This window comes from Roseateles sp. GW821-FHT09B06 (genome assembly GCF_059418245.1).
The window spans coordinates 25824-47986 of sequence record NZ_JBWKPM010000036.1 but is presented as its reverse complement, the minus strand read 5'-3'; the positions used below and the strand labels follow the sequence as shown (position 1 = coordinate 47986).

Genomic DNA, 22163 nt, shown 5'->3' with positions numbered 1-22163 from the left:
GGCTAGGGTTCATACGTGGGTCAGGTTTGAACGGAAATCAGTGACGGTTGAGGGTCAGTTCTTGCCGGAAATCAACAGGTTGGGTCAACAGCGTAGTAAGACCCTCTTCCCCAGCGGAACCCGAGGATCCGGCTTTGCCGGTCCTATGGACTCGCCCCCTTGAGGGGCGCGCGCGCAGCGCGCAGGGGGGCGCCTATTCAGTTGAAGTTGGCCTCGGCGAACTGCCAGTTGACGAGGTTGCTCAGGAAGGTCTCGACGAACTTCTGGCGCAGGTTGCGATAGTCGATGTAGTAGGCATGCTCCCACACGTCGACGGTCAGCAGGGCCTTGTCAGCGCTGGTCAGCGGCGTGCCGGCGGCGCCGGTGTTGACGATGTCCACCGTACCGTCGGCCTTCTTCACCAGCCAGGTCCAGCCGGAGCCGAAGTTGCCGACGGCGCTCTTCACGAAGGCTTCCTTGAAGGCGTCATAGCTGCCCCACTTGGCGTTGATCGCATCGGCCAGCGCGCCCGTCGGTGCGCCGCCGCCCTGAGGCTTCATGCAGCTCCAGAAGAAGGTGTGGTTCCAGATCTGGGCCGCGTTGTTGTAGATGCCGCCGCTGCTCTTCTTGACGATGTCTTCCAGCGACATGGTCTCGAACTCGGTGCCCTTCTGCAGATTGTTCAGGTTCACCACATAGGCGTTGTGGTGCTTGCCGTGGTGATACTCCAGCGTCTCGGCGCTGTAGTGCGGGGCCAGGGCGTCCTTGGCATAGGGCAAGGCGGGCAAGGTATGTTCCATATCAAAACTCCTCTTCAGTGTTCGGGTGGAAGATTCTTCATTCGATCCGCGACGATTGTAGGCAGCTTGTTCAAGTCCCTGACCGGATGTCGAGGACCTGCAGCCGGGCCTCGCCGTCGACCAGCACGGCATGCACCGTGCCGCCCACCGGCAGCTGCTTGACCGAGCCGAGCGCGCGGCCCTGGCCGTCATCCAGCCAGGCGTAGCCGCGCGCCAGCACGCGCTTGGGATCCAGCGCGGTCAGGCGCGCCTGCAGCGCGTCCAGGCGCAGTGCATGGCGGCCCAGCAGGGTCTCGCCGGCGCGCGCCTGCCGGGCCTGCAGCTGGGCCAGCAGCTGCTGCTGGCGCTCCAGGCGCCGCGGCAAGGCTTGACCCCGGCGCTGGGCCAGCAGGTCCAGCAGGCGGCGCTGGCGCGCCAGCCCATCGGCGGGCCGTGCCAGGCGCAGCGCCGCGCGATCCAGGCGCTGGGCGGCCACGTCCAGGCGGTGGTCGACGCGCCGGCGCAGCGCCTCGGCGAAGGCGCGCAGGCGCTCCAGCTCGGCCGCGCGCGCCGGCGCGGCCAGCTCGGCCGCGGCGGTGGGCGTGGGCGCGCGCAGATCGGCCGCCAGGTCGCAGAGGGTGAAGTCGGTCTCGTGGCCGACGCCGCAGATCACCGGCAGGCCGGAGGCGGCCACGGCGCGCACCACGCGCTCGTCGTTGAAGGCCCACAGATCCTCCAGCGAGCCGCCGCCGCGGCACAGCAGCAGCAGGTCCAGCCCGTCGAGCGCGGCCCGCTCGTTGGCCAGGCGCAGCGCCTGCACCAGGGCCGGCGGCGCCTCGGCCCCCTGCACCGGGCTGGGATAGACGAGCACCTCGACCTGTGGCGCGCGGCGGCGCAGCGCGGTCAGCACGTCGTGCAGCGCGGCGCCGGCGGTGGAGGTGATCACGCCGAGCCGGCGCGGGAAGGCGGGCAAGGGCCTCTTGGCGGCCGGGTCGAACAGGCCCTCGGCCTCCAGCTTGGCCTTCAGGCGCAGGAACTGTTCGAACAGCGCCCCGGCGCCGGCGCGGCGCATGCTCTCGACGATGAACTGCAGCTCGCCGCGCGGTTCGTACAGCGCCAGCCGGCCGCGCAGCTCGACCAGCTGGCCGTCGCCCGGCGTGAAGTCGAGGTAGCCGCCGGCGCGGCGGAACATCGCGCAGCGCAGCAGGCCCGCCTGCCCTTCCGCATCCTTCAGGCTGAAGTAGCTGTGGCCGCTGGCGGCGCGCGTGAAACCGGAGATTTCGCCCTGCACGGTGCAGACCGCGAAGCGCGCCTGCAGGGCATCCGACACCGCCTTCAGCAGGCCCGCCACGCCCCAGACCACACGCTGCGGCGCGGCTTTCCAGGGCTCAACCATGCGCAAACCCAATGCCGGCGCGGGGGTAGAACTCCACAGCCGCGCCAAATGGGGCCTGGCGGGCCATTCGACCCGTCACGAGCCCGTCACACGCGCATAAACGCTTGTTTTTCAAGATCTTTTTCCTGCTCAAAAAAGAGGCAAAGTGTTCAACTGCTTGATTCTGCGGGCCCCGGACGGCATCGCAGCCGGCTTGCCCACAAAGTTATCCACAGGTGCGGTGGATTGTCCGGCGCCCCGGGCAAGACCTGACCCGGATTGCGCGGCGGCGCCGCGGCTTCGGGCCATAATCGCGCGCAGCAAACGCGGCCACGGGAGTCGGGCCGCCGTCGGTCTCATCAAGAGGAGCACCCTTGTTTTCGATCATACAAGCCGCCGGCTGGCCGATCTGGCCCCTTCTGCTGTGCTCCGTCGTGGCCCTGGCCCTGATCATCGAACGCTTTTCCAGCCTGCGCTCCGCCAAGATCGCGCCGCCCAGCCTGCTCGAGGAGGTGCTGGGCGTCACCAACCAGCAGCTGCCGGCGGCCGACGTGGTGAACAAGCTGGCCGACAACTCGCTGCTGGGCCAGCTGCTGGCCACCGGCCTGCGCGCCGTGATCGCTGAACCGCGCATGCCGGACGCCCGGCTGCGCCAGACCTTCGAGCTGGCCGGCCGTGCCGCCATCCACAAGCTGGAGCGCTATCTGAACACGCTGGGCACGATCGCCACCGCGGCGCCGCTGCTGGGCCTCTTGGGCACCGTGGTGGGCATGATCGAGATCTTCGGCAGCCAGAGCCCGACCGGCGGCAATCCGGCCCAGCTGGCGCATGGCATCTCGGTCGCGCTCTACAACACCGCCTTCGGCCTGATCATCGCGATCCCCTCGCTGATGTGCTATCGCTACTTCCGCGGCCTGGTCGAGGTCTATGTGCTGGAGCTGGAGCAGGCCAGCGAGCGCTTCATGACGCACCTGACCCGCTTCACCCAATTGGCCACGATGCAGGCCCATCTGCAGGCCCAGGCGCAGGCGCAGACCTCGCGCACCGGCACGCGCTGAACGGCGGAGGGGCAGACGATGAAGTTCCGCCAGCGCAAGGCCGACGATCCCGAGATCAACCTGATTCCCTTCATCGATGTGCTGCTGGTGGTGCTGATCTTCCTGATGCTGTCCACCACCTACAGCAAGTTCACCGAGCTGCAGGTCACCCTGCCCAACGCCGATGCCGAGGCGATGAAAGACCGGCCCAGGGAGATCATCGTCGCGGTCTCGGCCGATGGGCGCTACGCGATCAACCGCGAGACGGTGGACGGGCGCTCGCCCGAGCTGCTGGCCGCGGCGCTGCGCCAGGCCTCGGGCGGCAATGCCGAGGCCATGGTGATCGTCTCGGCCGACGCCGCCGCGGCGCACCAGACGGTGGTCAATGTGATGGATGCGGCGCGCCGCGCCGGACTGTCGCGCCTGACCTTCGCCGCGCAAACCCAGACCAAATGAGCGCCGAGCAGCGGCTGCAGCGGGCCTGGCGCGAGGGCGGCCCGCTGGCCCAGGCCCTGCGTCCGCTGGGCTGGCTCTACGGCGCGCTGATCGCGCTGCGCGCGGTGCTGTACCGCCGCGGCTGGCTGAAGACCGCCACGCTGCCGGTGCCCGTGATCGTGGTCGGCAACTGGATCGTCGGCGGCGCCGGCAAGACCCCCACCACCCTGGCCCTGCTGCGCCTGCTGCAGGCCCAGGGCCTGAAGGCCGGCGTGATCTCGCGCGGCTATGGCGGCAGCGGCGACGGCGTGCGGCTGGTGACGCACAACAGCCTTGCGCGCGAGGTGGGCGATGAGCCGCTGCTGATCCATCTGCGCAGCGGCGCGCCGGTGGCCGTGGGCCGCGACCGCGTGGCGGCGGCACGCGCGCTGCTGGCCGCCCATCCCGACACCCGGCTGCTGCTCAGCGACGACGGCTTGCAGCATTGGCGCCTGCCGCGTTCCCTGAGCGTGCTGCTGTTCGACGAGCGCGGCCTGGGCAATGGCCGCCTGCTGCCGGCCGGCCCGCTGCGCCAGCGCCGACCGATGAGTGCCGAACCCACCCTGGTGCTGTACAACGCCGCGGCCCCCAGCACCCCGCTGCCCGGCCATCTGGCGCGGCGCCAGCTGGCCGGCGCGGTGGAGCTGGCGGCCTGGTGGCGCGGCGAGCCCGCCGGCAGCGCCGCGCTGCTGGCCCTGCGCGGCCGGCCGGTGACCGCGGCGGCCGGCATGGCCCAGCCGGAGCGCTTCTTCGGCATGCTGCGCGCGCTGGGGCTCGACGTGCGCGGCCTGGCCCTGCCCGACCATTACGACTTCGCCGCCCTGCCCTGGCCGGCCGACACCACCGAGCTGCTGCTGACCGAAAAGGACGCGGTCAAGCTCGACCCGGCGCGCCTGGGTGCGACGCGGGCCTGGGTGGTGGCGCTAGACTTCAGGCCCGAAGCATCTTTTGAGCAGGCGCTGCTGGCACAGCTGAACGGCTGGCCGCCACGCCGCTGACGAACATGGACATCCGATTGCTGGAAATGCTGGTCTGCCCCCTCTGCAAGGGGCCGCTGGAGCATCAACGCGGCGAGGACGGCGGCCGCGAGCTGATCTGCCACGCCGACCGCCTGGCCTTCCCCGTGCGCGACGGCATCCCGGTGATGCTGGAGAACGAGGCGCGCCCGCTGGACGCCCCGAACACGGCACCCGCTCCGCCGGCATGAGCGCCGCCCGGCCGCCCGAAGGCATCCGCACCGCGTCGCACCGCACGGAGGTTTCCGAATGAGCTTCACCGTCATCGTGCCGGCGCGGCTGGCCTCGACGCGCCTGCCCAACAAGCCGCTGGCCGACCTCCATGGCCTGCCGATGATCGTGCGCGTCGCGCAGCGCGCGGCGCTGTCCCGGGCCCGGCAGGTGGTGGTGGCCACCGATGCGCCCGCGGTGCAAGCGGCCTGCGAGGCCCATGGCGTGCGCGCCGTGATGACCCGCGCCGACCATGCCTCGGGCAGCGACCGGCTGGCCGAGACCTGCGAACTGCTGGGGCTGGACGGCCGCGAACTGGTGGTCAATGTGCAGGGCGACGAACCGCTGATCGCGCCGGCCATGATCGACGCCTGCGCCGCCCTGCTGCAGCAGCGCGAGGACTGCGTGATGAGCACGGTGGCCCATGCGCTGGACGCTACGCCGGAAGGTCGGGCCGAGTTCGCCAACCCGAACGTGGTCAAGCTGGTGGCCGACGCACGCGGCACCGCGCTCTACTTTTCGCGTGCGCCGATTCCCTGGTGGCGCGACGGCCAGGGCGAGGCCGGGTTCAAGCCCGGCTCGGCGCTGAGACATGTGGGGATCTATGCCTATCATGCCGGCTTCCTGCGCCGCTTCCCGACGCTGGCGGCCAGCCCGCTGGAGCAGATCGAGTCGCTGGAGCAGTTGCGCGTGCTGTGGCATGGCGAGCGCATCGCGGTGCATGTCAGCGCCGAGAAGCCGGGGCCCGGCGTCGACACGCCCGAGGATCTGGCGCGGGTGCGCGCCCTGCTGCGCGCCGACGCCTGAGTGACAAGGCGTGCCGTGACAGGCGCAGCCGGCGTCAGCGGGCGGTAGGCCCTGCCATGCTATCCTCGCCCGCAGTTTTGCAAGGGCGACTTTCTTCACGGCGAGGCGTCCTTCACCCTTGAAAATTGAGGAGACCCCGTGCGACTGATTCTTCTGGGCGCCCCCGGCGCCGGCAAAGGCACCCAAGCCGCCTTCATCTGCCAAAAGTTCGGCATCCCGCAGATCTCCACCGGTGACATGCTGCGTGCCGCCATCAAGGCCGGCACCGACATGGGCCTGGCCGCCAAGAAGGTGATGGACGCCGGCGCCCTGGTCAGCGACGACATCATCATCGGCCTGGTGAAGGAACGCATCGCCCAGCCCGATTGCGCCAAGGGTTTCCTGTTCGACGGCTTCCCGCGCACCATCCCGCAGGCCGACGCGATGAAGGCCGCCGGCGTCAAGCTGGACTTCGTGCTGGAGATCGACGTGCCCGACAGCGCCATCATCGAGCGCATCAGCGGCCGCCGCTGCCACGCGGCTTCGGGCCGCACCTACCACGTCAAGTTCAACCCGCCCAAGGTCGAGGGCAAGGACGACCTCACCGGCGAGGACCTGATCCAGCGCGACGACGACAAGGAAGAGACCGTCAAGAAGCGCCTCGAGGTCTACCAGGCCCAGACCCGTCCCTTGGTGGACTACTACTCCAAGTGGGCCGCCGCCGGCGACGCCCAGGCCCCCAAGTACCGCCGCATCGAGGGCATCGGCTCGGTCGACGAGATCACCGCACGCGCGCTCGCCGCGCTGGGCTGACGGACCACCCACCCCTACGCGCTGTGCGCGCCCCCTCTAGGGGGCGGTGCCGGCCGCCCGGCAGAGCCGGATCGGCGGCACCCGCTGGGAAAGGCATTCAAGTTCTACACAGGCCGCGCATGCGGCCATTTATTTGCGCCACAATTGACGTTTACGTCAACGTAACTCATCCACAGAAGGAGACCGCGATGGAGATCGCAGGCAAGGTATTCATCGTCACCGGCGGCGCCTCGGGCCTGGGCGAAGGCACGGCCCGCATGCTGGCACGCGAGGGCGCGAAGGTCGTGATCGCCGACCTGCAGGTCGAGCGCGGCGAGGCCCTGGCCCAGGAACTGGGCGGCGCCTTCGTCAAGGCCGACGTCAGCCAGGAGGCCGATGGCCAGGCGGTCGTCGCCAAGGCGCTGTCGCTGGGCAAGCTGATGGGCCTGGTGAACTGCGCCGGCATCGCCCCGGCGGTGAAGACCGTCGGCAAGGACGGCGCGCATCCCCTGGCCGTCTTCAGCAAGGTGATCAACGTCAATCTGATCGGCAGCTTCAATATGATTCGTCTGGCCGCCGAGGCCATGTGCAAGAACGAGCCCGAGAGCACCGGCGAGCGCGGCGTGCTGATCTCGACCGCCTCGGTGGCCGCCTATGATGGCCAGATCGGCCAGGCCGCCTACGCGGCCTCCAAGGGCGGTGTGGTGGGCATGACCCTGCCGATCGCGCGCGACCTGGCGCGCAACGGCATCCGCAACATGACCATCGCCCCCGGCATCTTCGGCACGCCGATGCTGTTCGGCATGCCGCAGGAGGTGCAGGATGCGCTGGCCGCCAACGTGCCCTTCCCCTCGCGCCTGGGCAAGCCCGAGGACTATGCCAAGCTGGTGCACCAGATCGTCACCAACGACATGCTGAACGGCGAGGTGATCCGTCTGGACGGCGCGATCCGGCTGGCACCGAAGTGATCCATTGACCCTCGGATCGACCAACAAAAAAGCCCCTCGCGGGGCTTTCTTGTTGGCAGCAACCGCCGGGCCGCCCCGAGGGCGACTCCTGCCGATGCATGGCGGGCCAGCCCGCTGTGCATCGGCGCCCCCTCGGGGGACCGCCCAGCCCCGGCCTGCGGGCCGGGACCTGGGCGAGGGGCATCACTTCTTCGAGCGGGCGTGGATACTCCACAGGCGGGCCAGTTCGCCGGAACCGTCGGTACCCTTGACCGCGCGCCAGGCGTTCTGCGCCTTGGCCGCGTCGCCGGCGCTGTAATAGGCCAGGCCCTGGTAGAACCTGGTGTCGTCGGCACGCTTCAGATTGCCCTTGGCGATGCCGGCATCGACCAGCTTCAGACCGGTGGCCTTGTCGCCGCCGAACACCTGGGCCAGACCCAGCTTGACCAGATCGTCGCCGGCCTTGGACTCGCTGGCGGCCTTCTCGGCCTCGCCCAGCGCGGCCTTGCCTTCGGCGATCTTCTTGACCATCAGGTCCAGCAGACGCTTGTGGCGCGCGCCCTCCGCACCCTGGCCCAGCACATTGGCGGCCAGGCCCTGCTCGACCACCTTCTTGCCCTCTTCGGGGAAGCCGGCCTGGGCGGCCAGCTGGGCCATCTCCATATAGTCGTCGGCGCCGCGCATATTGCCGGTGGCCAGCTTGAGGCGGTAGACGTCCAGGCCGAAGCGGGCCGAGAAGCCCTTCTTCGACGGCAGGCCACCGAGGATCTGCGCCCACAGCTCCTTGCGCGGGTAGTAGTTCAGCAGCTTCTCGGTGGCCAGGGCCTCGGTCGCGCCGTCGTTCTTCTTCTGGGCCGCGTAGAGCAGCAGGTTCAGCTTGTCCTGGCTCGGTGCGCGGCCGGCCTTCTCCTCGGCCTGCACCTCGGCCAGCGTGTCCTTCAGCACGGCGCTCATGTCGCCGGACTTGAACTGGGCCTGCTGCTGCACGGTCTTCATCGTGGCGCTGCTGCCGCCCGCGGCGAAATACTTGTTGGCCCATTCCAGCGCCTTCGCGGCATTGCCGGCGCGCAGATAGGTGCCGGCCACGGCCTCCATGTACTGCAGCTGCTGTGCGCCGGCCAGGCGGGGCTTCAGCACATCGAAGGCGCGAGCCATCGAATCGGGATCGTTGGCACCCATCGCGGCCGAGAAGCGCGTGCCCTCGATCGCGTTGTTCTCGGCCGCCGTGCGGCCGCCGACGGCCTCGGCGTCGCGCAGCTTGGCCAGCGCTTCCTTATGCTTGCCGGCCTTGATCAGGGCCGCGGCATCCTTCAGATGCTTGCCCACCTCGGGGCGCACGCTCTCCTGGGCCTGCGCCTGCGGGAAGCCGATCTGGCCTTGCGGCCCCATGCCGAACACCAGGGCGGCCGCGCCCACCGCGGCGCCGGCCAGAGTCTTGAGTTTCATGTTTGCTGCTCCTAAGAAAAAAACGCGCCGCCCTCGCGGACAGCGCGTTCCATCAACCGGGTCTTCTCATCAGTTGATGAACTGCTCGTTGCCGACCATGCCCATCTTCTTGACGCCCAGGCGCTGGGCGGCGGCCATCACCGCGGCGACGTTGCCGTACTCGACCAGCTTGTTGGGCTTGATATGCACCTCGGACTGATCGGGCTCGGCGGCGATCTCGGCCAGCTTGGCCTCGATGGCGGCCTGGTTGGGCAGCGCAACGCCGTCCCAGCTGACCGTGCCGTCGAAGTCGATGAAGACCTCGTGCACCACCGGCTCCCGGGTCGGCGGCGGCGGGTTGCCGGCCGGCATGTCCAGGTTCACCGAGTGCAGCTGGATCGGGATGGTGATGATCAGCATCACCAGCAGCACCAGCATCACGTCGATCAGCGGCGTGGTGTTGACGTCCAGCATCACTTCCGGTTCATCGCCACCCGACGAGCTACCTACATTCATTCCCATGCTTTTCGCTCCTCGCTCAACCGCCGCGAGCCGGCGGCTCGGTGACGAAGCTGATCTTCAGGATGCCGGCGCGCTGGGCGGCCACCATCACGCGGCCCACCGATTCGTAGCGTGCCTTCTCGTCGCCGCGGATATGCACTTCCGGCTGAGGGTTCAGCACCGAGACCTTCTTCAGGCGCGCGACCAGGGCTTCCTGGTCGGGCACCAGGGCGGTCGCCCAGTAGACGTCGCCGTCCTTGGTCACCGCCAGTTCGATGTTCTCCGGCTTGGTGACGCGGACGACATTGGTCTCCTTGGGGAGCGACAAGGTCACCGACTGCGTCACCACCGGGATGGTGATGAGGAAGATGATCAACAGCACCAACATCACGTCCACGAGGGGCGTGGTGTTGATGGTCGAGACCACTTCGTCATCGCCGGATGAGGATCCGACGTTCATGCCCATGATTAAAGCTCCGGGGCGGCAGGATTAACGCTTGGCGACGGCGCGGTTGCCCATCAGCACGCCATGCAGGTCGGCGGCGAAGGCACGCACCTGGCCCATCACGGCCTTGTTGCGGTTCACCAGCCAGTTGTAGCCCAGCACGGCCGGCACGGCCACGCCCAGACCGATGGCGGTCATGATCAGCGCCTCGCCCACGGGGCCGGCCACCTTGTCGATCGAAGCCTGGCCGGCCACACCGATGGCGGTCAGGGCCTGCAGAATGCCCCACACGGTACCGAACAGGCCGATGAAGGGCGAGGTCGAACCGACGGTAGCCAGGAAGCCCAGGCCGCCCTGGACGCGGCTGTTGACTTCGCCAACGGCGCGGTCGACGTTCATCGTCACCCAGCTGCTGTGGTCGATGTTCTCGGTCAGGGCACCCTCATGGTGCTCCGAGGCCTCGATGGCCGACTCGGCGATGTAGCGGAAGGCACCGGTTTCCTTCAGGCCCTTGACGCCTTCGGTCAGGCTGGCCTTCTTGAAGAAGGTGGCGCGCACGTCCTTGGCTTCCGAAGCCAGCTTCTGGGTGTCCCACAGCTTGGTGATCAGGATGTACCAGGAGCCCATGGACATGATGACCAGCAGCAGCAGCACGCCCTTCGACACGGCGTCGCCGTGGTCGATCATGGCCTTCAGGCCATAGGGATTGTCGGCCGGCTTGGCATGGGCAGCGTCGGCAGGAGCAGCAGCGGGAGCGGCGTCGGCGGCAGGAGCGGCAGTCTCGGTGGCAGCAGGAGCTGCCGAGGCGGCATCAGCGGCCTGGGCAGAAGCGGTCAAGGGGGCAACCGCCAGGGTCGCGGCAAATGCGATTGCGGCGAACAGGCCGGAAATGCGAGAGGTCATGGAGTCAACTCCTACTTAGAGAGATCGAGTGAGATCGGAACTCAGGTTAGAAACTGGGGCTGGGCTCATGGCCCGGCCCCGGTGTTGGGGTACGTAATGCTGGGACGCTTTGTCTTATTCGATGCGGAACTGGAACTCCTGCTCGAACACATGGTCGCCCGGGCACTCGTAGGTGTCCTTCAGCGTGTCGGTGATCGCCTGGATCAGCGCGCGCTGGGCACGGCGGTCCACGCCACCACGCAGCGATGCGATTTCGACGGCGGTCACGCGACCAGCCTTGACCGTGGCGGTGGCCTTGTACAGGGCCTCGCCGGCCCAGTTGACGGCCGGCACCTCGGGCTTGCCCATCTTCGTGCAGACCATGCCGGCGGTGATCTTGGCCGGACGGGCCACGGGCGCCGGCGCGGGCGCCGGTGCGGGCGGCGGCGTGGCGGCCACTTCGCGGGTCGGCGGCGGCACATTGCTGACCGGGGCCTGGATCGCGTTGGGCGGCGGCGGTGCGGTGACCTGCACTTCCGGCGGCGGCACGAACGGTGGCGGCGGGGCCTTCATGTCGGGTGGCGGCGGCACGACCTTTTCGGGCGGCGGCGGCGGCTTGACCTTCTCCTCCACCACCTTCACATCGATCGGGCCCTTGACGGCCTCGATGGCCTTACGGGCCAGGCCGCTGGCCAGCGCCCAGATGATCAGCACGTGAATCAATATCACGAGACTGATGCCTGTGAAGCGGGATGCCCCTTGCTTCTCCTGCGCAAAGTTCATGCGCGCTCCTTCATCAAACTGCGAAACTCTTCCATCGGTGCATGCGGGGGATAAGCGCCGTATCACTGGCCATAGCAAGCGTCATGCCGCCCAGCCGCCATCGAAGCGGCAGCGTCCGCCGCACCGTCGGGGTGCAAGGGACGGTGTTGTATCACAACACGAACCAAGCCTCGTAAGCCTCTGCAAGCAGCAGGGCCGGCATGACGGCCGAAAAGTCGCGCCACGGTGGGAACCGAACACTCAACAAAAAAATGCCCGCCGGCGCTAGGCCTGCGGGCGACCCATATTCAGGGCTCTGAGTGTAACGAGACTACAGCAGTATCCTGAACAGGCCGAGATCTTAAACCAAGCTGACGCGGCCCCTCTTGGGGCTTACCCGGGCAAGACCGCTTGTGCGGAAGGCAAACAAGCAGGTCTGTGCGAAAGACGTTCGCGGTCGGCGTCGGCAAGGGGCAAACACCCTCTTACACCTCCACGCCCAGGCGTCGCCGCCCCGTCGGAAAACCGCTGGCACTTCCTTGCGCAATCCCCGGCCGCGATCAAGCAAGCCGTGATGGCCGAGCGCTCGGTCATTGCGAACGGCGACACGGAGCACAGGATATGCGCCTGCGGCACGCGGAACCGCGACAGCGAGCCGAAATGCGACCAGACGGTCCGCACCTCCCCACCCTAGGGCGCGTTGAAACGACGCCGCCTGCATCGCTCAGGTTGCCCCGCACGCGTCAGCTTGCAAGCCGGGCGGCGGTTCTCCGCGCCCACATAATTCTTCATGGCTGAGCGGGAGATTGGCGCGCATACCTGGTGCCCGAGCATCGGCGCGACCGCTCTCTCGGCCATGCCACTGATGTCACGCATGGTGGACAGGCAATCGGCATCGGCCCTCCAATGCGGGCAGCGCGCCAGCAGGTCCGTCTCGCCGCACCTGGCGGCCGTCCGGAACAGCGACTCGCCCCCCTGCCGAAGACGTCGCCTCATCGGAAAGAAGGCGAGCCCGAGGGTCTGCCTGAAATGATCGGCACAAGGCGCCGATCATGTCGTTGGGGAACTTGCATCGATTCAGTGGGACATATGCGGCAACGGGCTTCGGACCGCGCCCTCGGCGCGCACCGGGCTAGCCCTCAGACCAGTTCCATACCGATCTGGGGGATCGTCCCAGCCTGGCGCATCAGGCCGGCTGCAGCAGGCCGCGCGGCAGCCTCGGCACGGCCGCCAGCAGCGTGCGCGTGTAGTCTTGTTTCGGGCGCCCCAGCACCATCTCGGTGCTGCCGGCCTCGACGATGCGGCCGGACCGCATCACCGCCACCTCGTCGGCGATGTATTCGACCACGCCGATGTTATGGGTGATGAACAAATAGGAAAGGCCACGGCTGCGCTGCAGTTCGCGCAGTAGATTGAGGATCTGCGCCTGCACCGACACGTCCAGCGCCGAGGTGGGCTCGTCGCAGACGATCAGGCGCGGCTCTACCGCCAGCGCGCGCGCGATCGCGATGCGCTGGCGCTGGCCGCCGGAGAACTCGTGCGGGTAGCGCTCCAGCGCGTCGCGCCGCAGGCCCACCTGGTCGACCAGGGTCTCCAGGCTCTGGCGGCGGGCCGCGGCGTCCATCTCGGGCCGCAGCGCCAGCACGCCCTCCTCCAGCAGCTCGTAGACCCGCATGCGCGGGTTCAGCGAGGCAAAGGGATCCTGGAAGATGATCTGCACCTGGCGGCGCGCCTCGCGCAGCGCATCGCCGTCCAGCGCGAACAGGTCCCGCCCTTCCAGCAAGGCCTGACCCTCGATCCGGGCCTGGCGACGCAGCAGCTGGACAATGGCCTTGCCCGAGGTGGTCTTGCCGCAGCCGGACTCGCCCACCAGGGCCAGGGTCTGGCCCGGACGGATGCTGTAGGACACATCGTCCACCGCATTGAAGTAGCGCGGTCCGCCGCCACCGAACAGGCCGCGCTTCAGCGCGAAGCGCACGCTTAGGTTCTTCACCTCCAGCAGCGGCGCGACCTGCCCCGGATCGGTAGCCGCAGGCCCCGGCGCGGCTACCGTCGGCACGGCGGCCACGACCTCGGCCGCGAATTCCTCGGAATGGGTGTAGAGCCGGCAGCGCACGGCATGCATGGCGGACAGGGTCTCGAGCTCGGGCCGTTGGTCATGGCAGTTGGCCACCGCGCGGTTGCAGCGCGGCGCAAAGCGGCAGCCGTCGAACTCCTGCCACAGCGGCGGCACGGTACCGGCGATCGCCGCCAGGGCCGCCCCGCGGCGGCCCGCATCCGGCAGGGCCTGCAGCAGCAGGCGCGCATAGGGATGCTTGGGGGCCGCGAAAAACTCGACGGACGGCGCCACCTCGACGATCTGGCCCGCATACATCAGCGCCACCTGGTGGGCCATGCCGGACACCACCGCCAGGTCGTGGGTGATCAGCAGCACGCCCAGGCGCCGCTCGCGCTGCAGGTCCGTCAGCAGATCGAGGATCTGCGCCTGGATGGTCACGTCCAGCGCCGTGGTCGGCTCGTCGGCGATCAGATAGTCCGGCTCGGCCGCCAGGGTCATCGCGATCATCACGCGCTGCTTCTGGCCACCCGAGAGGCGAAACGGATATTCGTCGATGCGACGCTCGGGCTCGGGGATGCCAACCCGGCGCAACCAGTCGATCGCCTTGGCGCGCGCGGCCGCGCCGCGCAGCGGCGTGTGCGCCTCGATCGCCTCGACGATCTGCTGCCCCACCCGCATCACCGGGTTCAGGCTGGTCGAGGGCTCCTGGAAGATCATGCCGATGCGGCCGCCGCGCACCTCGCGCATCTGAGCCTCGGGCAGGCCGAACACGTCCTGCTCGTCCAGCAGCAGCTGGCCGGCGCTGATGCGGCCGTTGTCGGGCAAGAGGCGCATCAGGGCCAGCGCGGTCATGCTCTTGCCGCAGCCCGACTCGCCCACCAGCGCGAAGGTCTCGCCACGGGCGATCGCCAGGCGCATGCCGTCGATCGCGCGCACCAGGCCGACATCGGCGTCGAGCGCTACCTTGAGGTTGTCAATCTTCAGCATGCTCGTCAGGCCTTTGCGCTTTTCTTCTTCAGGGACAGCACGCGCGGGCGCAGGCTGCGGGCGCGCGGATCGAAGGCGTCGCGCACGCCGTCGGCGAACAGGTTGGCGGCCAGCACCAGGGTCACCATGAAGCCGAATGCGGCGGCAAAGCTCCACCACACCACCGGTTCGCGCGACATCTCGGAGCGGGCCAGGTTGATCATGCCGCCGAAGCTGTTCATGCCCGGGTCGACGCCGACGCCCACATAGGTCAGCACCGCCTCGTAGAGGATCAGCTCGGAGAAGGAGAGCACCACGGTGATCAGCACCAGGTGCATCACGTTGGGCACGATGTGGCGCGCCATGATGCGCGCGTCGCTGACGCCGAAGGCGGTGGCGGCCTGCACATAGTCCAGCTCGCGCAGCTTCAGGGTCTCGCCGCGCACCAGGCGGCACAGGCCGGCCCAGCCGGTCACCCCGAGGATCACGCAGAGCAGGAACATCTTCAGGTCGGAGCGCTCGGCGCCGGTCTCGAACAGGCCGGGGTTCTTGTCCAGGAACACCTGCACCATCAGCACGCAGGCGGCGATCAGCAGCACATTCGGCACCGAGCTGAGCGTGGTGTAGACATACTGGATCAGCTCGTCGACCCAGCCCTTGAAATAGCCGGCCAGGATGCCCAACACCAGGGCCAGCGGCAGGGTCGCCAGCGTGGAGATCGCGCCGATCACGAAGGCGGTGCGCACGCTCTTCAGCGCCTGGTAGAGCACGTCGTTGCCGGTGCGGTCGGTGCCGAATACGTGGTAATGGTTCATCAGCGCCGCCACCGGCCCGGCCAGCAGCAGCGCGACGGCCGCCGTGATCCAGAGCGCGCGCAGCGGGTAATGCGTGCGGTCGGCCAGCAGATCCCTGAGCGCCGGGACGAAGCCGCCATGGCCGCCGGCCAGCGCGGCGGCGAACAGCAGCAGCGCCGCAGCGGCCAGCAACGCGCCGCCCAGCAGCCCGCCCAGCGCGCGGACGCGCACATCGCCGGCCCATTGCCGCGCCGGGTCGGTGAGATGCGCGCCGCCGAAGGCCAGGCGCGGGAAGTCGCGCAAGGTCTGGCCAGCTAGGTCGGTGACGCTTTCCTTGTTCAGGCCCTGATAGTCCAGCGGGCGCGAATAGGTGGTCTCGCGCATCTCGATCTGGCGCGCCAGCAGCAGGTCCAGCAGCGATTCGGTGTGCGTGTCATAGAAGGTGGCGGCACCGGGCCCGCTCGTCAGCGCGCGGCGGAAATGCACGCTGTCCAGCGCCGTCACGGCCAGGAAGAGCAGCAGCACCAGGCCGGCCGACAGCGCCGCCGGATCGCGCAGCACGCGCACCCAGGTGGCGCGCAGATTGGGCAGGGCGCGGATGCGCAGCACATAGGCGATCAGCGCGGCGAACAGGGCCCACAGCGCCACATCGGTCCAGAGGAAGACGAACTTGAATCCCATGATGATCTGCCGGTCAGGCGAGCCGCACGCGCGGGTCGACGAAGGTGTAGGCCACGTCGATCAGGGCGTTGGTGGCGATGTAGAGCAGCGCCCCGAGGAACACCATGGTGCGCACGATGGCGAAGTCCTGGCCGGTGATGGCCTCGATCACGAAGGCCCCCAGGCCCGGGATGCCGAAGAAGCTCTCGAACACCAGCGAGCCCAGGAACACATAGGGCAGATAGGCGCCGGCACTGGTGATGATGGGGATCAGCGCATTGCGCAGCACATGGCGGAACAGCACCACCTGCTCCGACAGGCCCTTGGCCCGCGCGGTGCGCACATAGTCCTTGCCCACCTCCTCCAGGAACATCGCACGGTACAGCCGCGCCTCGCCGCCCAGGCGCGACAGCAGCGAGAGCGCGATCGGCAGGGCCAGGAACTTGACCGCGTCCAGGCCCGGCGCGTAGCCGTTGATCGGCACCAGCTTGAGCACGCGCGAGAACAGGTACTGGCCCACGATGATGTAGAACAGGCTGGAGATCGACAGCATCAGCACGCACAGCACCACGCCCCAGAAGTCGATCCTGGAATTGCGGAAGAACACCAGCAGCAGCGCGAAGGCCGTGCTGACGATCACCTGCAGGATGAACAGCGGCACCGCCAGCTGCAGGCTGATGCCCATGCGGGTCTTGATCTCATGGCCGATGTTGACGGCCTGGCGCGCGTCGGAGCGGCCGAAGTCCAAGAGCATCAGCGAGACCGAGCGCTCCCACAGGATGGTCTTCGTCACCTTCTGTGCGCCGGCCTCGGCCTCGTTCCAGTACAGCGGCTTGTCGTAGCCGCGCTCGGTCTTCCACTTCTCGATCTGCTCCTGCGTGACGCGCTTGCCGCCGATGTTCAGGCGCGCCATGTCGTCCGGCGTGTTGACCGAGAAGAACAGGAAGAAGGTGAACAGGTTGACACCGATCAGTATCAGGATGCCGTAGCCGAGCCGGCGGATCATGTAGTTCAGCATGGTGTGATGCGGTCTCAGGCGGCGCTGCCGCGCGCCGGCGTGTAGCCCTTGGCCGTGGCCAGTTCGCGGGCGCGGAAGGAGCGGCGGGTGGTCCAGGCGATGGCGCCGGCGCCGGCGACCAGCAGCAGCAGCGGCCACCAGATCGGGCGGTTCCACTCGGCCTGCTTGACGGCGCGCAGATCCGGATCGACGCGGTAGTAGCGCGCCATGTCGCGCACCATGATGCCGGGCTTGCCGTTGTGCACCCAGGGCTGGAAGGCCAGGGCCACATAGGGCCAGTAGCCCCAGGCCCAGGGCGCGTCCTCGCGCGCGATGCGCACCATCTCGTCGATCACCTGCTGCTTCTCGGCCCCGTCCTCCAGGGTCTGCATGCGCCGGTACAGGCGGTCGTAGTCGGCGTTCTGGTAGTTGGAGGTGTTCTCGCCCTCGTGCAGGCTCTTGGCATTCGGGCCATAGAGCAGGAACAGGAAGTTCTCGGCATCCGGATAGTCGGCCAGCCAGCCCCACCAGTAGATCTGGTGCTTGCCCTTCAGCACCTTGTCCTGGAACTGGTTGAAGTCGGTGGCGCGGATCTCCAGCTGCACGCCCAGCTTGGCGTACTGCTTGACCATCCAGTCCAGCTCCGCCTTGATCTCGGGCGTCGCGGTGCGCTGGTAGTCATAGCTCAGCACCAGGGGCTTGCCGGTCCTGGCGTCGCGGCCGTCCGGGTAGCCGGCCTCGGCCAGCAGCTTCTGCGCGTCCTCGATCGGCCGGCGCATCACCTGGCCGTCGACCAGGCGGTGCGTCACCGGGTTGAAGTAGCCCGGCTGCTCCTCTCGCGAGCCGAACACGCCCGGCGGCACCGGGCCATGGGCGGCCACCCCGCCCTTGCTGCGGAAGATGCGGCCGTAGCCCTCCTCCCAGTCGATCGCGATCGACAGCGCATGCCGCAGCTTGCGGTTCCTGATCTGCTGCTCGGGCGTATCGCCCTTGCCGACCACCGGGTCCAGCCAGTTGAAGCCCACGTACCAGCTGTTGATGTCGGTGGTCTGCGGGAACTTGAAACCCTTGGCCTGGTAGGCGGCCTTGACCTCGTCGGAGTCTTCCATGTCGACGATGAAATCCACGCCCCATTCCGGGCGCTCGATCTCGGGCACGTCCAGATAGCCCTGCTTGAACAGCTCCTTGCGCGGCACCTTCTCCTTGACGATGGTGGAGACGATGGTGTCGGCGAAGGGCATGGTCTTGCCGCAGTCGGCCAGCAGGCCGGCCTGGCGGTCGGCCTCCGAGCCCTCGCAGGGATAGGGGTCGCCGCGATAGTTCGGGTTGCGTTTCATCACATGGCGCCGGTCCTGCACGTACTCGGTCATCATGTAGGGGCCGGTGCCCACCGGCCACTGGTTCAGCGACAGGCTGTTCTCGCTCATGCCCGGCTGGGCATAGAAGGCATCGGCCTCCCAGGGCAGGGGCACGATGAAGGTCATCGCCATCCAGTACTGCCACTGCGGATACTTGCCGCGGATCTTGACGCGCAAGGTGTGCTTGTCGACGGCCTGCGCGCCCTCCAGCGGCCATTGGCGGAAGTCCAGGAAGGGCTTGTCCGCCTGGGTCTCGGGCAGGCCCTTCAGCAGCTTGGCGTTCTCGGCGCGCACCAGCTTGCCGTAGTCCTTCAGGCCGACCACGTACTCGGAGAACACCGCGAACAGCGGTGCCTCGACGCGCGGCGTGGCATGGCGCTTGATCGTGTAGACGAAGTCCTCGGCCACCATCTCGCGCGTGCCCTGCACCGGAAAGTCCCAGGGCGAACGCTTGTCGCCCAGTTGCTCGCGGCTCAGGTGGTGATAGAGGTAGTTGCCCCTGTCGTCCTTGGCGAAGGCCGGGTGCGGCTGGTACCTGATGCCCTGCTTGATCGGAATGTCGTAGATGCTCTGCGCGATCTGCTCCGCCGGCGCATCGTCGCTCAGGCGCTTGCCGTCCTTGTCCAGGTAGTAGGGATGCACCACCTTCTCCGCCACCTTGGGCATCAGCTCGTAGGGGCGCTTCAGGTAGTGGTAGGCATACAGCGGCTCGTAGATCTGGTAGGTGTAGACCGACTCGGGATTGGTGTAGGCCGCGACCGGATCCAGATAGCGCGGCGAGCGCTCGTCGAAGGAATTGAAGATCGTGTTGGTCTTGGCGGCACCCAGCTCGTAGGGGCTGTTGTTGCAGGCCGTCAGCGCGAGCGCCGCAGCCGCGGCGGCCAGCGCCAAGCAGATGCCGCGCGCGGCGGCGGCGAGACCAGGAAGCCCTTGCATGCGAACCTATCCTTACAGAACGGGCGCGCGAACGGCGAGCCATCGGGTCGGGCTCGAGCGGGCACCCATCAGAAAACAACGAGCCCCCAAGACCGTGCGGCTCGTGGCCGCACGCGCTGGAGGCAAGGCCGCCATCATAAGGGCTTTGGCGCGCCTTTCATCCCGCAGGCGCGGGGCGGCGCACCGGATCAGTGCGCGTGGTGATGGTCGTGCCGACCATGATCGTGGTGGGCATGATCCGCGCCCCAGGCCAGCAGGGCCTCGCGCCCCTGCACCAGCATCTCCACCTTGGCGCCGACCGGCAGGCAGACCTTGGTCGGCACATGGCCGAAGGGCAGACCGGTCAGGATGGGCAGGCCCGGGCAGCGCGCGCGCACCGCCTCGATCGCGGTCTTCAGCGTGTAGCCGCGGTCCAGCGGCGACTTCTTCCAGGCGCTGAACTCGCCCAGAATCACCGCCTTCTGCGCACCCAGCACGCCGGCCTGGGCCAGCTGCAGCAGCATGCGTTCGACCCGGTAGGGGTGCTCGTTGACATCCTCCAGGAACAGGATGCCGCCCTTGATCTTGGGGAAATGCGGGGTGCCCAGCATCGAGCCGAGCACGCAGAGATTGCCGCCCCACAGCGTGCCGCGCGCCTCGAAGCCGTCGAAGCCGGCCTCGGTGCGGAAGCCCACCGCCTCCAGCAGCCCGTCCATCGCCTCGGTGAAGCAGTCCTGGGTCACGTCGTCGACGCCGCCGTCCTCCTCCTTGCGGCCGAAGTCGTCGCAGGCCAGCGGGCCGGCCCAGAGGCCAAAGCCGCGGTACTTGGCATGCGCCAGCAGGCCCAGATGCAGCGCGGTCAGGTCGCTGTGCCCCACCCAGCGCGTGCCATGCTCGATCGCATGGGCCAGCAGTTTCCAGTCGATCTGGTCCAGCAGCCGCGTCATGCCGTAGCCGCCGCGGGTGGCCAGGGCCACCGAGGGCGCGGCCTTCGCCACACGATGCAGGGCCGCCAGGCGCGTCGCGTCGTCGCCGGCGAAGCGCTGGTGCTTGGTCAGCGCGTCGGCGTCGATCTCGACCTCGAAGCCCAGCTTGGCCAGGCGCTTGGCGGCGCGCTTCAGCGGCTGGGCCTGGGCCAGCACGCCGGCGGGGGTGAACAGGGTCAGAGAGCTCATGGAGGGTCGTCGTCCAGGTGGGTGGCGTCGCCGGTGGGAATCGGCGAGTCGGGGGCATCGGAGGAAGCCGCCTGCAGGCGGCGCTGGCGCGCGGCGGCGCGGCGCTCGGCAAAGAACTCGCGCAGCAGCTTGGCCGAAGGCTCGGCCAGCACGCCGCCGACGATATGGGTGTGGTGGTTCAGGGCCTTGTGCGCAAACAGGTCCAGCACCGAGCCGGCCACGCCGGTCTTGGGATCGGGGGCGGCGAACACCACGCGCTTCAGGCGCGCATGCATCATCGCCATTGCGCACATCGCGCAGGGCTCCAGGGTCACGAACAGCTCGCACTCCGGCAGCCGGTAGTTGCCCAGCAGGGTAGCGGCATGGCGCAGCGCAACGATCTCGGCGTGCGCCGTCGGGTCGTGCGTCGTGATCGGGCGGTTGTAGCCGGTGGCGATCACCTGGCCGGCGCGCATGATCACCGCGCCCACCGGCACCTCGCCGACCAGCAGGGCGTTGTGCGCCTGATCCAGCGCCAGGCGCATCGCGTATTCGTCGGTGGCAGAGCTCGTGTTCATGGGGCCGGGCAGTGTAGCAAGCGGGCCCGGGTATCCTTGCGCGCTTATGCAAGATGCGTTGTTTCCGGACGCGGCACCGCCCCCGCTCAAGCCGCCCATCCCCAAGGTCCGGCCCCTGCCCGTCGACGAATCCCAACAGGCCCTCGCGGCCGCCCTGCCCGTCCAGGCCCATCTGGGCACATCCTCCTGGACCTACCCCGGCTGGGGCGGCCTGGTCTGGGACAAGGCCTACTCGGACAGCCTGCTGTCCAAACACGGCCTGGCGGCCTACGGCCAGCAGCCGCTGCTGCGCGCGGTCAGCATCGACCGCGGCTTCTATCGCCCGCTGACGGCCAGCCAGTACGAGCGCTATGCCGACCAGGTACCGCCCGCGTTCCGCTTCACCGTCAAGGCGCCCAGCCTGGTGGCCGACGCCCAGCTGCGCGCCGAGGGCAGCGGGCGCGGCCAGCAGCTCAACCCCGCCTTCCTGGACCCCGAGCTGGCGCTGCAGGAGTTCGTCCGGCCGGCGCTGGAGGGCCTGGGCGCCCGGATCGGTGCCCTGGTGTTCCAGCTCAGCCCGTTGACGCCGGCGATGCTGGCGCGCATGCCCGAACAGCTGGAACGCCTGCGCGCGCTGCTGCGGGCCCTGCCCGCCCCTTCCGAGCTGCGCGAACGCGCGCCGGACGGCGTGATCGCGGTGGAGGTACGCGACCCCGAATGGCTGAGGCCGGATTTCGTCGCCGTGCTGCGCGAGGCCGGCGCCACCTACTGCCTGGGCCTGCATCCCAAGCTGCCGCCTATCCAGGCACAGCTGCCGCTGCTGCGCGCGCTCTGGCCCGGCCCGCTGGTGTGCCGCTGGAATCTGAACCGCCTGCACGGCCCCTTCGGCTACGAGGCGGCGGCCAAGCGCTATGGCGACTTCGACCGCATGCTGGATCCCGATCCCGAGACCCGCGCGGTGCTGGCCCGAGTGATCCGCGGCACCACGGCCGCCGGCCACAAGGCCTATGTGACGATCAGCAACAAGGCCGAGGGCTGCGCGCCGCTGAGCGTGCGCGCGCTGGCCGAGGCCATCGTCGCGACTCAGGGCTGAGCGTCGGAGGCGCGCTGCGCGCCCCGCTCCAGCGCCTCCTGCACCTGCCGGCGCGCCGCCTCGGGCGCCGTCGCGCCGGCAGCGCTGGCGCCGGTGGGCACCCGATGCGGCGTGACCGCCTGCATCTGCTTCTTGCCCAGCAGCAAGACGATGGTCAGCACCACCACCAGACCCAGGATGCTCAAGGCTGCTCGCATGGG

The 22163-nt window shown here is 68.6% G+C and carries 22 protein-coding genes; 8 read left to right on the top strand and 14 right to left on the bottom strand.

What is annotated here, in order from left to right; translation table 11 throughout:
• Positions 1 to 197 precede the first annotated feature (197 nt).
• Both AC07OQ_RS22095 and xseA read right to left on the bottom strand, forming a co-directional pair.
• Positions 198 to 779: a superoxide dismutase gene (locus AC07OQ_RS22095; RefSeq protein ID WP_495055294.1), complete on the bottom strand. Its 582-nt coding sequence runs from the start codon at positions 777 to 779 to the stop codon at positions 198 to 200.
• A 70-nt stretch (positions 780 to 849) separates the two neighbouring features.
• Complete coding sequence (xseA, locus tag AC07OQ_RS22090; RefSeq protein WP_495055293.1) at positions 850 to 2154, bottom strand: exodeoxyribonuclease VII large subunit; 1305 nt, start codon at positions 2152 to 2154, stop codon at positions 850 to 852.
• Positions 2155 to 2507: 353 nt separating this feature from the next.
• On the opposite strand from xseA, the gene AC07OQ_RS22085 reads away from it, so the two are divergent.
• The 7 genes from AC07OQ_RS22085 to AC07OQ_RS22055 all read left to right on the top strand — a co-directional run bounded on the left by AC07OQ_RS22085 (position 2508) and on the right by AC07OQ_RS22055 (position 7416).
• Entirely contained in the window at positions 2508 to 3191 is a 684-nt protein-coding gene (locus AC07OQ_RS22085) for a MotA/TolQ/ExbB proton channel family protein (RefSeq protein WP_495055292.1), read from the top strand.
• Positions 3192 to 3209: 18 nt separating this feature from the next.
• Positions 3210 to 3626, top strand: coding sequence for an ExbD/TolR family protein (locus tag AC07OQ_RS22080; RefSeq protein WP_495055291.1), 417 nt, complete (start codon positions 3210 to 3212; stop codon positions 3624 to 3626).
• Complete coding sequence (gene lpxK / locus AC07OQ_RS22075) at positions 3623 to 4642, top strand: tetraacyldisaccharide 4'-kinase (RefSeq protein ID WP_495055290.1); 1020 nt, start codon at positions 3623 to 3625, stop codon at positions 4640 to 4642. The genes AC07OQ_RS22080 and lpxK overlap by 4 nt, the downstream gene beginning before the upstream one ends.
• A gap of 5 nt (positions 4643 to 4647) precedes the next feature.
• Positions 4648 to 4851: a Trm112 family protein gene (locus AC07OQ_RS22070; protein WP_495055289.1), complete on the top strand. Its 204-nt coding sequence runs from the start codon at positions 4648 to 4650 to the stop codon at positions 4849 to 4851.
• Positions 4852 to 4909: 58 nt separating this feature from the next.
• Positions 4910 to 5677 carry a 3-deoxy-manno-octulosonate cytidylyltransferase gene (gene kdsB, locus AC07OQ_RS22065; RefSeq protein WP_495055288.1) on the top strand — a complete coding sequence of 256 codons (768 nt, stop codon included), beginning with the start codon at positions 4910 to 4912 and terminating at the stop codon, positions 5675 to 5677.
• A 138-nt stretch (positions 5678 to 5815) separates the two neighbouring features.
• The gene (adk, locus tag AC07OQ_RS22060) at positions 5816 to 6469 is read left to right on the top strand and encodes an adenylate kinase (protein ID WP_495055287.1); all 654 of its coding nucleotides are present in this window, start codon (positions 5816 to 5818) and stop codon (positions 6467 to 6469) included.
• Between the two features lie 188 nt (positions 6470 to 6657).
• On the top strand, positions 6658 to 7416 hold the full coding sequence (locus AC07OQ_RS22055; protein ID WP_495055286.1) for a 3-hydroxyacyl-CoA dehydrogenase: 759 nt from the start codon (positions 6658 to 6660) through the stop codon (positions 7414 to 7416).
• A gap of 183 nt (positions 7417 to 7599) precedes the next feature.
• Here AC07OQ_RS22055 and AC07OQ_RS22050 read toward each other — a convergent pair whose 3' ends face one another.
• The 11 genes from AC07OQ_RS22050 to tadA all read right to left on the bottom strand — a co-directional run bounded on the left by AC07OQ_RS22050 (position 7600) and on the right by tadA (position 20891).
• Complete coding sequence (locus tag AC07OQ_RS22050) at positions 7600 to 8841, bottom strand: hypothetical protein (RefSeq protein WP_495055285.1); 1242 nt, start codon at positions 8839 to 8841, stop codon at positions 7600 to 7602.
• A gap of 69 nt (positions 8842 to 8910) precedes the next feature.
• Positions 8911 to 9342, bottom strand: a complete 432-nt coding sequence (locus AC07OQ_RS22045) for an ExbD/TolR family protein (RefSeq protein ID WP_495055284.1) — start codon at positions 9340 to 9342, stop codon at positions 8911 to 8913.
• Between the two features lie 16 nt (positions 9343 to 9358).
• Positions 9359 to 9787, bottom strand: coding sequence for an ExbD/TolR family protein (locus AC07OQ_RS22040; protein WP_495055283.1), 429 nt, complete (start codon positions 9785 to 9787; stop codon positions 9359 to 9361).
• 24 nt (positions 9788 to 9811) lie between these two features.
• Entirely contained in the window at positions 9812 to 10669 is an 858-nt protein-coding gene (locus AC07OQ_RS22035; RefSeq protein WP_495055282.1) for a MotA/TolQ/ExbB proton channel family protein, read from the bottom strand.
• Positions 10670 to 10783: 114 nt separating this feature from the next.
• Positions 10784 to 11362 (bottom strand): hypothetical protein, encoded by a 579-nt coding sequence (locus AC07OQ_RS22030; protein WP_495055281.1) that lies wholly within the window; start codon positions 11360 to 11362, stop codon positions 10784 to 10786.
• 1234 nt (positions 11363 to 12596) lie between these two features.
• Complete coding sequence (locus AC07OQ_RS22025) at positions 12597 to 14456, bottom strand: ABC transporter ATP-binding protein (RefSeq protein ID WP_495055280.1); 1860 nt, start codon at positions 14454 to 14456, stop codon at positions 12597 to 12599.
• 5 nt (positions 14457 to 14461) lie between these two features.
• Positions 14462 to 15910, bottom strand: a complete 1449-nt coding sequence (locus AC07OQ_RS22020; RefSeq protein WP_495055279.1) for an ABC transporter permease — start codon at positions 15908 to 15910, stop codon at positions 14462 to 14464.
• A gap of 13 nt (positions 15911 to 15923) precedes the next feature.
• Positions 15924 to 16907, bottom strand: a complete 984-nt coding sequence (locus AC07OQ_RS22015; RefSeq protein ID WP_495055278.1) for an ABC transporter permease — start codon at positions 16905 to 16907, stop codon at positions 15924 to 15926.
• Positions 16908 to 16921: 14 nt separating this feature from the next.
• Positions 16922 to 19180, bottom strand: coding sequence for an ABC transporter substrate-binding protein (locus AC07OQ_RS22010; RefSeq protein ID WP_495055277.1), 2259 nt, complete (start codon positions 19178 to 19180; stop codon positions 16922 to 16924).
• 188 nt (positions 19181 to 19368) lie between these two features.
• The gene (locus tag AC07OQ_RS22005) at positions 19369 to 20334 is read right to left on the bottom strand and encodes an LD-carboxypeptidase (protein WP_495055276.1); all 966 of its coding nucleotides are present in this window, start codon (positions 20332 to 20334) and stop codon (positions 19369 to 19371) included.
• Positions 20331 to 20891: a tRNA adenosine(34) deaminase TadA gene (tadA, locus tag AC07OQ_RS22000; protein ID WP_495055275.1), complete on the bottom strand. Its 561-nt coding sequence runs from the start codon at positions 20889 to 20891 to the stop codon at positions 20331 to 20333. The genes AC07OQ_RS22005 and tadA overlap by 4 nt, the downstream gene beginning before the upstream one ends.
• A gap of 46 nt (positions 20892 to 20937) precedes the next feature.
• Here tadA and AC07OQ_RS21995 point away from each other — a divergent pair, with 46 nt between their 5' ends.
• Complete coding sequence (locus AC07OQ_RS21995; protein WP_495055274.1) at positions 20938 to 21963, top strand: DUF72 domain-containing protein; 1026 nt, start codon at positions 20938 to 20940, stop codon at positions 21961 to 21963.
• Here AC07OQ_RS21995 and AC07OQ_RS21990 read toward each other — a convergent pair.
• Entirely contained in the window at positions 21954 to 22160 is a 207-nt protein-coding gene (locus AC07OQ_RS21990) for a hypothetical protein (protein ID WP_495055273.1), read from the bottom strand. The genes AC07OQ_RS21995 and AC07OQ_RS21990 overlap by 10 nt on opposite strands.
• Positions 22161 to 22163: the final 3 nt, after the last annotated feature.

Coding starts and splice junctions, on each gene's coding strand:
- AC07OQ_RS22095 (WP_495055294.1), bottom strand. CDS start 779: ATGGAACATACCTTGCCCGCCTTGCCCTATGCCAAGGACGCCCTGGCC.
- xseA (WP_495055293.1), bottom strand. CDS start 2,154: ATGGTTGAGCCCTGGAAAGCCGCGCCGCAGCGTGTGGTCTGGGGCGTG.
- AC07OQ_RS22080 (WP_495055291.1), top strand. CDS start 3,210: ATGAAGTTCCGCCAGCGCAAGGCCGACGATCCCGAGATCAACCTGATT.
- lpxK (WP_495055290.1), top strand. CDS start 3,623: ATGAGCGCCGAGCAGCGGCTGCAGCGGGCCTGGCGCGAGGGCGGCCCG.
- AC07OQ_RS22070 (WP_495055289.1), top strand. CDS start 4,648: ATGGACATCCGATTGCTGGAAATGCTGGTCTGCCCCCTCTGCAAGGGG.
- kdsB (WP_495055288.1), top strand. CDS start 4,910: ATGAGCTTCACCGTCATCGTGCCGGCGCGGCTGGCCTCGACGCGCCTG.
- AC07OQ_RS22055 (WP_495055286.1), top strand. CDS start 6,658: ATGGAGATCGCAGGCAAGGTATTCATCGTCACCGGCGGCGCCTCGGGC.
- AC07OQ_RS22050 (WP_495055285.1), bottom strand. CDS start 8,841: ATGAAACTCAAGACTCTGGCCGGCGCCGCGGTGGGCGCGGCCGCCCTG.
- AC07OQ_RS22045 (WP_495055284.1), bottom strand. CDS start 9,342: ATGGGAATGAATGTAGGTAGCTCGTCGGGTGGCGATGAACCGGAAGTG.
- AC07OQ_RS22040 (WP_495055283.1), bottom strand. CDS start 9,787: ATGGGCATGAACGTCGGATCCTCATCCGGCGATGACGAAGTGGTCTCG.
- AC07OQ_RS22035 (WP_495055282.1), bottom strand. CDS start 10,669: ATGACCTCTCGCATTTCCGGCCTGTTCGCCGCAATCGCATTTGCCGCG.
- AC07OQ_RS22025 (WP_495055280.1), bottom strand. CDS start 14,456: ATGCTGAAGATTGACAACCTCAAGGTAGCGCTCGACGCCGATGTCGGC.
- AC07OQ_RS22020 (WP_495055279.1), bottom strand. CDS start 15,910: ATGGGATTCAAGTTCGTCTTCCTCTGGACCGATGTGGCGCTGTGGGCC.
- AC07OQ_RS22015 (WP_495055278.1), bottom strand. CDS start 16,907: ATGCTGAACTACATGATCCGCCGGCTCGGCTACGGCATCCTGATACTG.
- AC07OQ_RS22010 (WP_495055277.1), bottom strand. CDS start 19,180: ATGCAAGGGCTTCCTGGTCTCGCCGCCGCCGCGCGCGGCATCTGCTTG.
- AC07OQ_RS22005 (WP_495055276.1), bottom strand. CDS start 20,334: ATGAGCTCTCTGACCCTGTTCACCCCCGCCGGCGTGCTGGCCCAGGCC.
- tadA (WP_495055275.1), bottom strand. CDS start 20,891: ATGAACACGAGCTCTGCCACCGACGAATACGCGATGCGCCTGGCGCTG.
- AC07OQ_RS21995 (WP_495055274.1), top strand. CDS start 20,938: ATGCAAGATGCGTTGTTTCCGGACGCGGCACCGCCCCCGCTCAAGCCG.
- AC07OQ_RS21990 (WP_495055273.1), bottom strand. CDS start 22,160: ATGCGAGCAGCCTTGAGCATCCTGGGTCTGGTGGTGGTGCTGACCATC.